Here is a 15555-nt window from a genome sequence, read left to right as displayed (position 1 = left end):
ATGGCTAGAGAGTATTCTTTTGAAACCAAGCAACTTCATGCAGGACAAGGCATTGATCCTACAACTAAATCACGAGCAGTTCCTATTTATCAAACGACCTCTTTTGTCTTTGATAGTGCCCAGGAAGCAGAAGATATTTTTGCCCTTCGCAAACCTGCTAATATCTATACTCGGATTACCAATCCTACAACGGCTGTTTTTGAAGAGAGAATGGCTGTGCTAGAAGGTGGAGTTGGTAGTCTTGCTACGGCTTCAGGTATGGCGGCTATTACTTATACGGCATTAGCACTGGCTCATGCAGGAGATCATATTGTTTCTGCGACGACAGTTTATGGTGGAACCTTTAATCTTCTTAGTGAAACGCTACCCCGTTACGGTATTACCACAAGTTTTGTGGATGTGGCAGATTATGAGGCTATAGACCAAGCTATTCAGGAAAATACAAAGTTTCTTTTGGCTGAAACCCTAGGCAATCCTCTTGGGAATGTCGCAGATTTGGAGAAATTAGCTGAGATTGCTCATAAACATCAGATTCCATTAGTTGTTGATAATACCTTTGGAACGCCCTATCTCATCAATGTTTTCTCTCATGGGGTGGATATCGCTATTCACTCTGCAACTAAGTTTATCGGTGGTCATGGAACGACGATTGGTGGTGTGATTGTTGATTCTGGTCGCTTTGATTGGGAAGCGTCTGGTAAATTCCCACAGTTTGTTGAGCCTGATCCGTCTTATCATGGATTGTCTTACACGAAAGATGTCGGGGCAGCAGCTTTTATCACAGCTGTTCGTACACAGTTGCTCCGTGATACAGGAGCTAGTATCTCGCCGTTTAATGCCTTCCTCCTAACACAAGGCTTAGAAACCCTATCCTTACGTGTGGAACGGCATGTCGAAAATGCGAAGGCAGTAGCTGAATATTTAGAGAAACACCCTAAAGTAAGGAAAGTGAATTATGCTAGCTTGCCTTCAAGTCCCTACTATGATTTAGCTCAGAAGTATTTGCCACTAGGAGCCAGTTCTATCTTTAGCTTTGAAGTTGAGGGCGGTGCAGTAGAAGCTCGTAGGGTGATTGATAACTTGGAAATCTTCTCCAACTTAGCGAATGTTGCAGATGCAAAATCATTAGTGGTTCATCCTGCTACAACAACTCATGGTCAGATGTCTGAAGAAGATTTACTTGCTTGTGGCATCAATCCAAGCCAAATTCGATTATCTATCGGCTTAGAGAACGTTAAGGATTTAATTGAAGATTTACAGATTGCCTTGGATAAAGCATTTGAGAATTAAGATATGAAACAGCACCCTGAATTGCTTAAGAAAAAGGAGATACGAAGTTAGGGTACTGAGTGACGATTCCTTTAAAAATCTATGGATGACTGATACCCTAACATTTAACGATTTCAACTTGAGCTTACCCAATGGTTGTGAATGGCAATTCAATATCTTTGGAAGAGAATTCGAAAGATATAGTCATCATAAGAATGGAGTTTATTCGATTGAGTGAGAGACCAAGCGACCTAGAGACCGATTGAATAGTTGATTATCGTTATCTTTTCAAGGAAGATAAAACTAAAACAAGGGAAATTAGTAGTTCTATAGAAAAGAAGAGCACTTCACTTACTGAGGTGTTCTTCTTATGTCCTCACGGATGAATGATGAAGGAGCTTTTAGTTGCGTCCATTTTTCAAGCGAGTACTCACTGACGAAGCTTGTTATGTAATACTTGTCAAAAATCAATATCTGACGTCGTTAACTCACCTTGGTTCAACAGTCCAGCGGACTGTTGAAGGTTGAAAATAATCCTTAGCGTAACCTCCGTTACCTCAGTGGTTTTTAGGATACCAGTTACGCTAGTTTTATCTATCACCTTGAGGCTGGGACAAACCAGGATGAACACGTCGCGCTCACCTACAAAATAATGTAATCCGGAAGATTACGTATAAAAAGTGCCCAGTCTTGCTTCTTTTATAGCTTTAACAGTTTGACGCGGTTTGTACAACGTTGATAAATCAACATTCTGCAAACCGCGTCAGATATTGACTTTTATAAAGTATAGATTGATTTTTACTTGTGGGGTAGGGAGCTTTTCATGACAAGGAGAGGTTCTTCGAGATACTGCCACAGAGGCTTAGCAACAGAATCGCAAAATATAGGTTTTTTATCAGAGCTCCGCAATCGAGATGTTGATCCAATCTCAACAGTGTAGAAGGATTGAATAACTTTCAGGGTATCTTCTTTGTAGATGGAGATTTATTTTTTAAATGACACTTACCCCTTTTTTTGTCATTTAAGTGACAAAGGATGTTCTTTTGCCTATTGACCTATTTAGATGACAAGTGTAATATAATGACTGTACCAGAAAAAGAGTGAAAGAGAAATGCCAAATCGGATGATAAAAATTTTAGGGATTTCTCTGTTTGATAAGCTTGAACCAGTGGTCGTTATTATGGATAAATCGATGAGTAGCATTGAGAATTTGGTATAAGGAAGGAAAAAGGAATGACAACTGAACAGAAAAAACAAATGATGTTGGGCTTAGCCAGTTTTGGTGCAACAGGATTGAATTTCAGATCTTGGATGGATCCTGTTGCCAAATTGGAAAGTTATCCGGATATTACAGTGGATATTAAGGCGGCACAATTGGCTGAAAAAGGGAAATTTCAATTTATGTTTTTCGGAGATTTTCCTGGAACAAAAGCTGCAAACAATGGGGATATGCAGTCCATGGGACTGGATCCTCTGTTGATTGCGACGCTGATAGCTAATCATACATCTCATATTGGCTTTGGCATTACACGAGCGACGTCTTGGTCAAATCCTTACGAACTAGCTAGGCAATTCAAAACCTTGGACGCTTTGAGTCAAGGTCGTGTTGCCTGGAATGCTGTAACAGGTGCAAACGGCGTCAGCGCCAATGCCTATGGGATTGATTTAGCGCATAGCTTTGACCGCTATAGTAAGGCTAATGAGTTTACAGAACTTGTTCAGACCTTGTGGGCAAGTTGGGGAAAAGATGCACTGAAATTAGGCCATTCAACCAAGGAGTTTGCGGACTACGCTCAGGTTAAGTCCATCAATTTTAAGGGACAATATGTCAAAAGTAGTGGTAGTTTACCTATTCCACCATCGCAGCAAGGTCAGCCTGTGATTTTCCATTCAGGTGGTTCTGAAAATAGTATTGCTTTTGCTGGGAAATACGCCGATGTTTTTGTCGGTGAAGTCTGGACGATTGAACAAGGTCAGGCTATTCGCCAAGCCCTTCGTCAAGCAGCAGTTGCCAATGGGCGTCAGCCTGATGATATCAAGTTTATTGCTGGAGTTATGCCCCTTCTTGGCGATACTAAAAAAGAAGCGCTTGAACGACATGCCAGCTTCATAGACGGGGATACCTTCCTGCAAAGGGTTGCCCATATCGGCTATGTACTAGGTGTTGATTTTACACCTGCTGATCTGGAACGGCCAATTGATCCTAGTATTTTGGATCAGATTGTTATTACCCCTTACAGCGACCCACGTATTGAAAATGTTGTTAAGGTAGCGCGTGAAGGTTGGACATTGCGTGAGCTTGTTTATCACTCTGTTATTGATTACTACCCAGCAGCTGTCGGTACTGCTCAGGACGTTGCTGATCATTTGACGGACTGGTTTGAATCTGATGCAGCAGATGGTTTTTGGGTAATGCCAGATTCATATGAAGTAGATTTGCCTCGTTTTGTGGATGAAGTCGTCCCAATTCTGCAAGAAAGAGGGATCTTTCATAAGGATTATGAAGGAACTACTCTGCGTGAGAATCTCGGTGTACCTTATCAGTATGGTTTGAGAGGAGAGAGTGAGGCAAATTGAAGCAAGACGTGACAATTATCGGTCAAGGAAAGATGGGAAAAGCCTTGGCTCATCACTTTGAAAAAGCAGGTATCTCTGTTCAGATTTTAGGACGAGGCAAAGAGGATGTCAAAGGTCGCTTTGTCATCTTTGCTATTCCCTATGAGGATATGATTAGCTTGCTTTATCCCAATCAAGACTATTTTGCTAATAAAATTATCATTGATATTAGCAATCCTCTGGATTATCAAACCAGAACTTCTCTTTTGGAGCCTGACCAGTCTGCCAGCTTAAAATTAGCAGAACTCTTTCCTGATATGCCTATTATTAAAGCCTTTAATACGAATTTTTCATCCAGTCGCGTCACTGCTGCTGAAGAACCTCCGGTGTTGCTTGCTGGAAATCATCCGTCTGCCAAAGAACAGTTCATTCAACTTCTTGGGCGAACTCATTTTAAGGTTATTGATTTAGGTTCACTAGATTATAGTCGAGATTTAGAAGCTTTTGCACGTGTTCAGCTGGCTTTATTAGAGTCTGGGAATACGAAGGCCTTACAGGATTTTGCTTTATAACGACTTTAAGCGCCTACCGCTGAATAGTTGGTAGAGCGCTTGGCGTTTTCTCAAAATGTATAGGTAACCAATTTCACAGTCCGAAAAAGAATCGCTCTCTTTGGAAAAGTCGTTTGAATAATGATGTAATCACCCTTTTTATACCCCTTAGAGGTATGTAAGTGTTGATTTTTAGAGGTATCAAGTTTTAGTGTTGACTTTTTTTAAAACTAACGATACCATATAAGGTATGGATACAGATAAAAAAAAGATGATAAATCGGTTGAAACGAGCAGAAGGCCAGCTTCGTGGCATTCAAAAAATGATTGAAGAAGATCAAGAGTGTATTGATATTGTGACGCAGTTGAGCGCTGTTCGCTCGAGTATAAATAGTATGATGGGAATTGCGATTGCTCAAAAGGTCCAAGACTGCATTGAGCACCCATCTGATAATCCTGAGGAACAAGAAGCACGTTTACAGGAAGCCATTAAGCTAATTGTAAAAAAATAAAAAAGAAAGCAAGTAACGGAAAATTTTTCGTTACTTTTTTTATTGACAATATACCCATAGGGGTATATAATGGGTGCTATAAAAGATTGGAGAATATTATGGCTAAAAAAATTGTTATCATTGGTGGAGTTGCGGGTGGAGCAACAGCTGCGACTAGGTTACGTCGTTTAAGTGAAGAGGATGAAATTGTCTTATTTGAAAAAGGTGAATACATTTCATTTGCGAATTGCGGTCTTCCCTATCATGTAGGGGGCGTTATCAAGGAGCGGGAAAATTTGTTGCTTCAAACAGTGGATGGTATGAATCAACAGTATGGTTTGGATGTTAGAAATTTTTCTGAAGTGACAGAGATTGACCCGCAAGGCAAGAATGTGACGGTTGTTAACCATCAAACAGGTGAGCGTTATGTTGAATATTACGATAAACTTATCATATCAACAGGAGCAAAGGCAATCGTGCCTTCGATTGACGGGCTGGAACAATCTGAAAATGTCTTTAGTTTGAGAAATATTTCAGATATGGACCAAATTAAGGCCTATATTGCAGAAAACAATATCCGTAGGGCAACAGTCGTTGGGGGTGGTTTCATCGGCCTAGAAATGATGGAAAATCTTGTTGAGCTAGGTATTCAGGTTCAATTGATTGAAATGGCACCGCAAGTGATGCCGACCCTCGACATAGAAATGGCTCAAATGGTCCACTCGCAGATAAATATCCATGGGGTAAATCTGATCTTGGGTGACGGGGTAAAAGAGTTTCGTAAAAAAGGGAAAGAGATACTTTTAACGAGTGGCAAAACCCTACAAACCGATATGACCATTTTGTCTATCGGGGTTCTTCCGGAAAATACGCTGGCAAAATCTGCTGGTCTAGAATTGGGATTTAAAGGTGGCATCAAAGTAAACCAACAGATGCAAACGAGTATGCCAGATATTTTTGCCATTGGTGATGCTATCGAGGTGGTTGATTTAGTTAGTGGCAAGCCGACGCATATTCCACTTGCGTGGCCAGCCAATCGTCAAGGCAGACTGGTTGCGGATATCATAAACGGTATTGATGCATCCTATATAGGAACTCAGGGCACAGCTGTTGCCAAGGTCTTTGAATTAACCGTAGCAAGTACAGGAAATAGCGAACGAGTATTAAAACAAGCTGGTATTGACTATGAGGTCATTCATATCCATCCAAACTCACATGCTGGCTATTACCCAGGAGCCTCTCCGATTGCCCTCAAACTCTTATTTGGTAAAGATGGAAAGATACTAGGAGCTCAGGCGGTTGGGACAGAAGGAGTAGAAAAACGAATCGATGTGATTGCGACGGCTATGCGGTTTGGAGCAAGTGCTGACCAACTTGCAAGTATTGAATTGTCCTATGCTCCACCGTATTCATCCGCCAAAGATCCGGTCAATATGCTGGGCTACACTGCTGATAATATTCTTTCAGGCAGGGTGGCAACTTTCCAATGGTCGCAGGTTGATGATTTGGTCAGTAAAAATGCCTTTTTCTTGGACGTTCGTGAAGAATTTGAATTAGCAACTGGAACAATTGAATCAAGTCGTCAAATTCCACTAAATCAGTTACGCCATCGTTTGGAAGAATTACCAAAAGATCAAACGATTTATGTTTTTTGTCAAGTTGGGCTTCGAGGCTACAATGCCGCACGGCTACTAAGTCAGGCTGGCTTTGGTGTGAAAAATTTAGACGGGGGATATAAAACCTACAAAGCTGCAAAATACCAATTGAAACCAATGCTCTTTGAGTCTTCAAATCAGATGACAGATATGGATGCAGTCATGGAAGAACCATCAGAAACGATTCGATTAGATGCTTGTGGCTTACAATGCCCAGGACCAATCTTAAAAGTAAGAGAAAATATTGATAAAATGTCTATCGGACAAAAGATGAAGGTTGAAGCAAGTGACTTTGGTTTTAGTGCAGATATTGAAGCCTGGTGTCAAAATACGGGCAACACTCTTGTATCCAATAAGATTGAAAATGGAAGAGTAGTTGCGACAATTGCTAAAGGGAAGTCTGCTCATTTAGAGACTGAAACGATGAAAATACCTTCGTTAGGTCAAGAAGGGGTCTTACAGGAAACAAAAAATGGTGCAACGATGGTTGTATTCAGTGGTGACTTAGATAAAGCCTTAGCTTCCATGATTATTGCATCGGGAGCAGCAGCTTATGGAAAAAAGGTGACAATGTTCTTCACCTTCTGGGGGATTTCTATCTTGAAAAAACAGAAAGTGAAAAAGTTCGGATTGGCTAAGCTATTTGATATTATGCTACCTTCCAAAGCGGATAACCTCCCTCTTTCGCAGATGAATATGGGCGGAATGGGAGCAGCTATGATTAAACACATCATGAAAGAGAAAAAAGTTGATTCTCTCCCAGATATGATTGAACGAGCACACCAACTAGGAGTAAAATTTGTAGCTTGTACGATGAGTATGGATTTAATGGGGATTGAAAAAGACGAATTATTTGATTTTGTTGAATATGGCGGCGTTGCCACCTTTATCGGTGATAGTGAGCAGGCAAATATGCAATTGTTTATTTAAGGTGTATAGGTCTATCTATTCGTATGATTTGGGATAGTGGCTGTCTTGTCTACCCTAGTCAACTGAAACAAGAACTGAATAGGTTACACTAAACTAGACAAAAATTATAAAGTGTTCTACACTGAACTAAAGAAAAGAGGAATCCCTTATGTCTAGAAAACCACGTCGTCACTTCACCGATGATTTCAAAAAACAAATCGTTGACCTTTACCAAGCAGGGAAAAAGCGTAGTGAGCTCATCAGAGAATATGAGCTAACCCCTTCAACCTTCGATAAGTGGGTGAAACAATCCAAAACAACTGGATCGTTTAAGACCGTTGATAACCTTACTGCTGAACAGCGCGAGCTGATTGCCCTCAGAAAACGAAACAAAGAGCTTGAAATGCAGGTTGACATCTTAAAGCAAGCAGCGGTGATTATGGCGCAAAAAGGGAAGTAATCACCGCTAATAAAGATAAATACAAAATTGTAGACATGTGCCGTTGCTTAAATATCCCGCGTTCTAGCTATTATTACAAAGCCGTTGAACCTGTATCTGAAGCAGAGATTGAAGGAAAGGTTAGAAACATTTTCTCTGAAAGCAAGTCCAGATACGGGGCTAGGAAAATCAAGAAATGCCTGGAAGCTGAAGGCATCTGCTTGTCTCTCCGACGGATTCGGCGCATCATGAAGCGCCTAAATTTGGTCTCTGTTTACCAGAAAGCTGTCTTCAAGCCTCGTTCTAAAGGGAAGAACGAAGCTCCCATTCCTAATCTCTTAGATCGACAATTCGACCAACACAAGCCTTTAGAAGCCCTTGTCACGGACTTGACCTATGTTCGTATAGACCAGCGTTGGGCTTACGTTTGCCTCATCATCGACCTCTTTAATCGAGAAATCATTGGCCTGTCAGTCGGTTGGCAGAAGACCGCAGATCTGGTAAAGCAAGCAATTCAGAGTATCCCTTATGCTTTAACCAAGGTCAATCTTTTTCATTCTGACCGTGGCAAGGAGTTCGATAATCAGCTGATTGATGAGATGCTAGTGGCCTTTGGTATCACCCGTTCTCTTAGTCAAGCTGGTTGCCCTTATGACAATGCCGTGGCTGAAAGCACCTACCGTGCTTTCAAGATTGAGTTTGTTTATCAAGAACAATTTTCAACACTGGAAGAACTGGCCATCAAGACAAGAGACTATGTCCACTGGTGGAACCATCATCGTATTCACGGTAGTCTCAATTACCAAACTCCCATAGCTAAGCGAGGTATCGCTTAAGAAAAACACTTTATAAGACTGTACAGAAAACTGTTGCCTTTTCAAACAAAACAAAAGCACCTCACGAAAAGTATCGCAACTTGGTTATGCTTTTCTGAGGTGTTTTTTTAGGATTGAAGTAAAGGGAGGATAACGTTTTTTGTAAAATGGAGAAAGTACAGCGTTTAGAGTGTGGGGTGTTAGAAAATGTTTGTGACAGATTGTTGTGAAATGAACAATTTCCCCACCCACTCTGGATTTTAGCGAAATTTGCAGTAGAAAATGAGTGATAGAGTGATCCTGATATGGTATACTACTGGTAGAGTAACAGTAGTCATAAAAGGTTTGATTTTTATAGAGTATCAGAAAGAAATAGATAAAGAGGAAGAATAGATGAAAAAAGTTTCCAAAGGAGTAACATTTGGTTTTTGTGTAGCAGTGCTTTTAGGCCTGGGTGCTTGTTCGCAGGTAGAAAAAACAGCAGAATCACCAGTTACCAAAGAAACAACTGCAAGCAGTTCGCAGCAAGAAATGCCACAATGGACAGCGACCTATACAAACTTAGCTAGTCGGACTAGTGTTGAAGATGTGCAGGCCTTGTTATCAACTTATTTGGATAAGGAAAGCGTAGATGCTTTCATTAAACTTGTGAATGACTACAACGAAATTGTCGCTTCTGCAGGTTTACAAGGTGATTTTGCTCCTTTTAGCAAAACAGAGTATGACGTTGAAAAAATCAGCAACTTATGGACCGCAAAGCACAGTGATTTTGTGGGAACCAACTGTCGGATCAATACCTATGTGCTGTTGAAAAACAAGATGGACATTCCCCCAATTGAAAAAGATGATGCGTTGCTGTTTATAGACAATGATGTAATTGAAAGCGGAAAACTCTTTGACACGGAAGATAAAGAAGCCTTTAATCGATTGTTCTCAAGAGTGAAGACAGAATCAACGACGGATGTAAAGGTTCATGCGAAAAAAATGGAGAACTTCCTTTCACAATTCAAGTTTGACGACAAGGCAAGAATGCTTTCTGTCGTTTTGCATGATAACTTGGATGGAGAAGCCCTCTTTATTGGCCATGTCGGTGTGTTGGTACCAACGAATGATGGATTCCTATTCGTAGAAAAGCTATCGTTTGAAGAGCCCTATCAGGCGATTAAATTCGAGACAAAGGAAGATTGCTACCAGTATCTATTGACAAAATATGCAGATTATACTGGAGAAGGATTGGCAAAACCATTTATCATGGACAACAACAAATGGGTACAGTAATTTACTCATAAATAAAAAAACAGGAGTTCAAGTGTGATTGCCCCCAAAAAGTTAGAGTCAAAATCTAACGCTTGGGGTGCAATTCATTCAGTGAACTCTTGTTTTTTATACTTCTTTTGAAACGGCTTCTTGTACTGTTCCGACAAGTCGCTGTAAGACAAAGAAATCTACATGGCATAAAAAGGGAAAGCTAATCAGAATAGGACGATTGTCACGAACAGCTTTTTTCACTTGTCTTATTTTATGATATAATGAGAGCTAAGAACACGATAAAGAAAGGAGCGATGATGGCACAGATTGATATTAGTGAAGAAGGCTTAGCGAAAGAGTCTAAAGAATTGCTGTCGGTACTGCTAAAGGACAGGACAACCAACAAGTCGATTGTCTGGGCGACACACTCCTATGAATTTTTGGGTAGAGGATTTGGTGTGGCAGATAGCATGACACCGAAAAGGATTACAGGAGGCTATGCTAATCTCATCCAACCACGATCAGAGAAGTCAAAGGCAGAGCAAAAAGACCGCACGAAAGTACGTGCAGAAGTCTTTACCCCGACTTGGTTAGTGAAGATGCAAAACGGGTACGTAGAAGACGAGCTGGTTGGAACAACTCTTGAAGAGTATGTCGATACCAAATGGTTAGAAATTACCTGTGGTGAAGCACCTTACATGGTCAGCCGTTATGATGCAGTGACTGGAGAAGAAGTCCCCTTAGAAGAGCGTGTGGGCTTTTTAGACAGAAAGCTTCAGCGGATTAGCCGTGAGGTATCTGATGAAGTTGCGTTTTTCCAACTAGCCCTGCGTGCCTATCAGGCTTCCTATGGATATGAGTATCAGGGGGATTCTCTCTTATTAGCGCGTGAAAATTTACTAGCAAGTTTTGACGATTACTATGTAGCGAAGTTTCACCATTCGCCAACTCTCGCTCAAAAGACAGAGATTGCCACGATTATTTCCTATAATGTATTCCAGATGGACGGTTTGGAGCAGACAACGCCTTTTTCTGCAACAGCACCAAGAGCTGTTCAGCTAGATCTCTTTGAAGAAATAGCAGAGCTCGATCCCTTACCCATACCTAAAGAAACAAAAATCAAAGATTGGAAAACAGGAAAAATGATAGGTTTTCAGCTCCTATCTAGCGAGGAATTAACAATGAAATTTGATGTTGTAATTGGCAATCCACCGTATCAGGAGGAAGGCGGGGCAAGAGACGAACCGATTTACCACTATTTTATGGATGAATCTTATAAGTTGGCTAAAAAATCTTGCTTAATTACTCCAGCACGTTTTCTTTTTAATGCAGGGCAAACACCGAAGCCATGGATGAAGAAAATGCTTTCTGATAAACATCTAAAAGTGTTGTCATATAAACAAAAGAGCAATAAAGTCTTTCCAGATACAGATATAAAAGGTGGCGTTGCGATTACTTATCGTGACGAGACAAAAAACTTTGGAGAAATAGGTGTCTTTACTCATTTCGAAGAATTGAATCAGATTGTTAAAAAAGTAATGACAGTCTCTGGATTTTCCCCTTTTTCAGATATTGTCTATCCACAAGGTATATATAAATTTTCAAAAAAACTGTTTGAGGACTTTCCTCAAGCATTGGAATTACAAGGAAAAGGAACAAAAAGTAAGATTGTTTCTAAGTCATTGACAGCACTGGATTTTGTATTTTCAGATAGTCCTGAAACTGGCAAAGTGAAATTACTTGGAAGAATTGGTACAGATAGAGTCTATAAATATATTGATGTTAGGTATATAGATTTTCCAGAAACGTTTGAGAATTATAATGTTTTTGTTCCTGAAGCAAATGGAAGCGGTGCCTTAGGTGAAGTGTTATCTACACCCCTAATCGGGGAACCCCTAATCGGGCATACAGATACTTTCTTATCTATTGGTAATTTCAAATCAGAATTTGAGGCAAATTCTTGTCTAAAATATGTAAAAACTCGTTTTGTAAGAGTTCTGTTAGGCGTTCTAAAAATCACTCAACATAATTCACGAAACACTTGGGCAAAAGTCCCTCTCCAAGACTTTACGGTCAATTCGGACATTGATTGGTCACAATCAGTGGCAGATATTGACCGACAATTATATCGAAAATATAAGCTTTCACCAGAAGAAATCGCCTTCATCGAGACGAAAGTAAGGGAGATGGAATAAGATGGCTAAGATTCAAACTTCAAAAGAAATCAGACCCAAAATCTATGCCTACACCACACCTAAAAATCTTGACAATGATGGGTGGATCAAGATTGGCTATACGGAGCGTGAGGTAGAAAAGCGAATTAAAGAACAAACCCACACGGCGCATGTGACAACCGATATTCTCTGGTCTGAAAAGGCGGAGTATCTGACAGAACCTGATAAAGGGAAGACGTTTAAGGACCATGATTTTCACCAATTTCTCAAGTTTCACAAGGTAGAGCGTCGTCCGAGGACGGAGTGGTTTTATTTTAATGGTCATCCCGATAAAGCCAAGCAGTTATTTGATAAATTCGTCGTGCACGATGTGTCCGATTATCAACCTGGACAGGGACAAGAGTACGTTTTGAGGCAGGAGCAAGAAGAGGCCGTCGCAAAGACTGCAGCCTACATGGTCAAGCACCCTTCTGGCAAGTTTCTCTGGAATGCAAAACCTCGCTTTGGAAAGACCTTAGCTACCTATGATTTGATTTGTCGGACACAGGCGACAAATGTTTTGATTGTGACCAACCGTCCAGCGATTGCCAATTCATGGTTTGATGACTTTGAGACATTTATCGCTGGAAAAACGCATTATAAGTTTGTTTCTGAGTCAGATAGTCTGAAAGACCGTCCTGTATTGAGCCGAAAAGACTATACGGACTATTTAAAATCGCATTTAGATGAAACTGAGGAGCTAGGGCAAATTGCTTTTTTGAGTTTGCAAGATTTGAAAGGCTCAATCTTTTTTGGGGGCAATTACACTAAACTCAAATGGGTAACCGATACGACTTGGGATTTACTGGTTATTGATGAGGCGCATGAAGGAGTTGATACCTTTAAGACAGATACAGCTTTCCAACAGATTAAGAGAAATTTCACCTTGCACTTGTCAGGGACACCATTTAAGGCGTTGGCAAAGGGAGATTTCACTGCTGAACAAATTTTCAATTGGTCTTATGCAGATGAACAGAAAGCCAAAAGTAGGTGGTTAAAAGAAGTCGAGCAAGAAAACCCCTATGAAAATCTGCCTCAACTCAATATGTTTACCTACCAGATGTCACATATGATTGGTGAGCAATTAGAAGACGGAGCGCAGATGGATGGTGGCAACATTGATTTTGCCTTTGATTTAAATGAGTTTTTTGCGACCAATGAATCCGGTCAGTTTATCTATGAGCAAGCCGTTAAAAATTGGTTAGATACCCTGAGTACGAACGAAAAATATCCATTTTCAACTAAAGAACTGAGAAATGAGCTAAAGCATACCTTTTGGCTCTTAGACCGTGTCGCTTCTGCAAAGGCTCTAAAGACATTATTGGAAGAGCATCCCATTTATGAAAACTATCAGATTGTCTTAGCAGCTGGAGATGGGAAAATGTCAGAAGATGATGACCGTGCCAAGTTGAAATCATTAGACGCAGTGCGCAAGGCTATTCAATCAAATGACAAGACGATTACCCTATCTGTGGGGCAATTAACGACTGGTGTGACGATTCCAGAATGGTCAGCTGTTCTAATGTTGTCGAATATCAAGTCACCAGCTCTCTACATGCAGGCAGCCTTTCGGGCTCAAAATCCTCATAGCTGGACAGATAGCAAGGGCAATCATTACCGTAAAGAAAATGCCTATGTCTTTGACTTTGCCCCTGAGCGCACCCTGATTCTCTTTGATGAGTTTGCGAATAACTTGTCCTTAGCGACAGTATCCGGTGGAGGGACAAGTACCACTAGAGAAGATAATATCCGCGAACTCTTGAATTTCTTCCCAGTTATCGCTGAAGACCGAGAAGGGAAGATGGTTGAAATTGATGCTAAGGCTGTTCTCACGATCCCTCGCCAGATTAAGGCGGCAGAAGTTCTCAAACGAGGCTTTATGTCTAATCTCCTTTTTGATAACATTGCAGGTATTTTTAGAGCGTCTCAAACGGTTCTTGATATTTTGGACCAATTACCAGTTGCTGAAAATGGGAAAGTGGCTACTAGTTCAGACGACGACTTTTTAGACTTTTCGCATGTTACCGTCGATGAAAATGGAGAAGCGGTAGTCGATACGACGATTGTCATCAACCAGCAAGGAAAACTATTTGGTGAAAAGATCTATGGCCTAGGAGAATCTGTATCCACTGTACTGTCAGAAGTAGAAGATCCTTCTAAAGCTAATTTCGTTACGCAAGTAACCAAGGCTGTAGCCCCTGTTTTGGTGGATGAACTAAGAGCTGAGTATGGATTGAAATCGAAAGAAACAAAGGTGATAGAGACTCAGATCAAGGAAACTCTGGACAATCAAGTGAAGCGTCATGAGATGGAGCGCCAAATTGCTGAAGCACATATTCAAGAAGAATTTAAAGAACGCCTTCATCAGACAGAAGATAAAACGGAGCAAGAAAATTTAAAAGCCGACCTTGCCGAAAAAATAATCGAAACAAGGCAGGCCTTTAAGACGAAGCTGGAAGAAAATCTGAAAGAAACAGTCACTCGATTACCAGAAGCTTTAATTGAACAACTAGAGGTTAAGAAGGTAGAAAAAGCTAGGGATGTAGCAGAAGATGAAATTCGTGGACATTTGCGAGGATTTGCAAGAACAATTCCTAGTTTCATCATGGCCTATGGTGATGAGAAACTCAATTTGCAGAATTTCGATACCTATGTTCCTGATTCTGTCTTTTACGAAGTGACAGGCATCACGACAGAACAGTTTCGTTATCTGCGAGATGGAGGTCAGGATTTTGATGGACATCTTTTTGATACTGCAACATTTGATGAAGCCATTCAGGAATTTCTTCGTAAAAAAGCAGAGCTAGCAGATTATTTCAAAGATAATCAGGAGGATATTTTTGACTATATTCCTCCTCAAAAGACCAATCAAATCTTTACCCCAAAACGTGTGGTAAAGAAGATGGTGGATGACCTCGAAAAAGAAAATCCAGGGATCTTTGATGACCCAGACAAGACTTTTATAGACCTCTACATGAAATCTGGGCTCTATATTACTGAAATTGTGAAACGATTGTATAATAGCGAGGGCTTGATTTCTGCCTTTCCAGATGAATCCCATCGCTTAAAGCATATCTTAGAACAGCAAGTTTACGGATTCGCACCGACTGAAATTATCTATAATATTGCAACCAATTTTATCTTTGGTCATTATGCACAGGATATTAGTCGGAAGAATTTTGTACTATGTGACACAGTTCCAGCAGCGAAGGAAGGAAAGATCCAAGAATTAGTGGATCACTATTTTGGATAGCATTCGTCAAGAGTGGTCAGGAAATCATTATTTGATTTTCTCATCACTCTTTATTTTTATATTTAGTTACTAGACTGAAACAGGTGGTTTCATTCTATCGACTTTTGTAGTATAATATTGTTTGTAGAAAAGTGAAGACGGTGGCTCCTGAATCCGA

General features: G+C 40.5%; 9 protein-coding genes. All 9 read left to right on the top strand.

The window, feature by feature from the left end:
• The 9 genes from A4H00_RS10940 (at nt 1) to A4H00_RS10895 (ending at nt 15398) form a co-directional block, all read left to right on the top strand.
• Entirely contained in the window at nt 1-1290 is a 1290-nt protein-coding gene (locus A4H00_RS10940; protein WP_067091634.1) for an O-acetylhomoserine aminocarboxypropyltransferase/cysteine synthase family protein, read from the top strand.
• A gap of 1212 nt (nt 1291-2502) precedes the next feature.
• The gene (locus tag A4H00_RS10935) at nt 2503-3846 is read left to right on the top strand and encodes an NtaA/DmoA family FMN-dependent monooxygenase (protein ID WP_067091075.1); all 1344 of its coding nucleotides are present in this window, start codon (nt 2503-2505) and stop codon (nt 3844-3846) included.
• Nucleotides 3843-4397, top strand: a complete 555-nt coding sequence (locus A4H00_RS10930) for an NADPH-dependent F420 reductase (RefSeq protein ID WP_067091070.1) — start codon at nt 3843-3845, stop codon at nt 4395-4397. The genes A4H00_RS10935 and A4H00_RS10930 overlap by 4 nt, the downstream gene beginning before the upstream one ends.
• A gap of 229 nt (nt 4398-4626) precedes the next feature.
• Complete coding sequence (locus A4H00_RS10925; protein WP_067091067.1) at nt 4627-4887, top strand: metal-sensitive transcriptional regulator; 261 nt, start codon at nt 4627-4629, stop codon at nt 4885-4887.
• A gap of 98 nt (nt 4888-4985) precedes the next feature.
• A complete protein-coding gene (locus A4H00_RS10920; protein ID WP_067091064.1) occupies nt 4986-7451 on the top strand; it encodes an FAD-dependent oxidoreductase in 2466 nt (821 codons plus the stop codon).
• A gap of 148 nt (nt 7452-7599) precedes the next feature.
• Nucleotides 7600-8705, top strand: a protein-coding gene (locus A4H00_RS10910) for an IS3 family transposase (RefSeq protein WP_099092148.1) whose coding sequence is annotated in 2 segments (ribosomal slippage) — nt 7600-7876 and nt 7876-8705 — 1107 coding nt in all. Because the reading frame shifts where the segments join, the coding sequence is not laid out codon by codon here.
• Between the two features lie 372 nt (nt 8706-9077).
• Nucleotides 9078-9962: a DUF4300 family protein gene (locus A4H00_RS10905; protein WP_067091060.1), complete on the top strand. Its 885-nt coding sequence runs from the start codon at nt 9078-9080 to the stop codon at nt 9960-9962.
• A 284-nt stretch (nt 9963-10246) separates the two neighbouring features.
• Complete coding sequence (locus A4H00_RS10900; RefSeq protein WP_067091056.1) at nt 10247-12127, top strand: Eco57I restriction-modification methylase domain-containing protein; 1881 nt, start codon at nt 10247-10249, stop codon at nt 12125-12127.
• Nucleotide 12128: 1 nt separating this feature from the next.
• Nucleotides 12129-15398, top strand: a complete 3270-nt coding sequence (locus A4H00_RS10895; protein WP_067091053.1) for a DEAD/DEAH box helicase family protein — start codon at nt 12129-12131, stop codon at nt 15396-15398.
• Nucleotides 15399-15555: the final 157 nt, after the last annotated feature.

Source organism: Streptococcus marmotae (assembly GCF_001623565.1).
Taxonomy (GTDB): Bacteria; Bacillota; Bacilli; order Lactobacillales; family Streptococcaceae; genus Streptococcus; species Streptococcus marmotae.
This window is presented reverse-complemented; position numbering and strand designations above follow the sequence as displayed.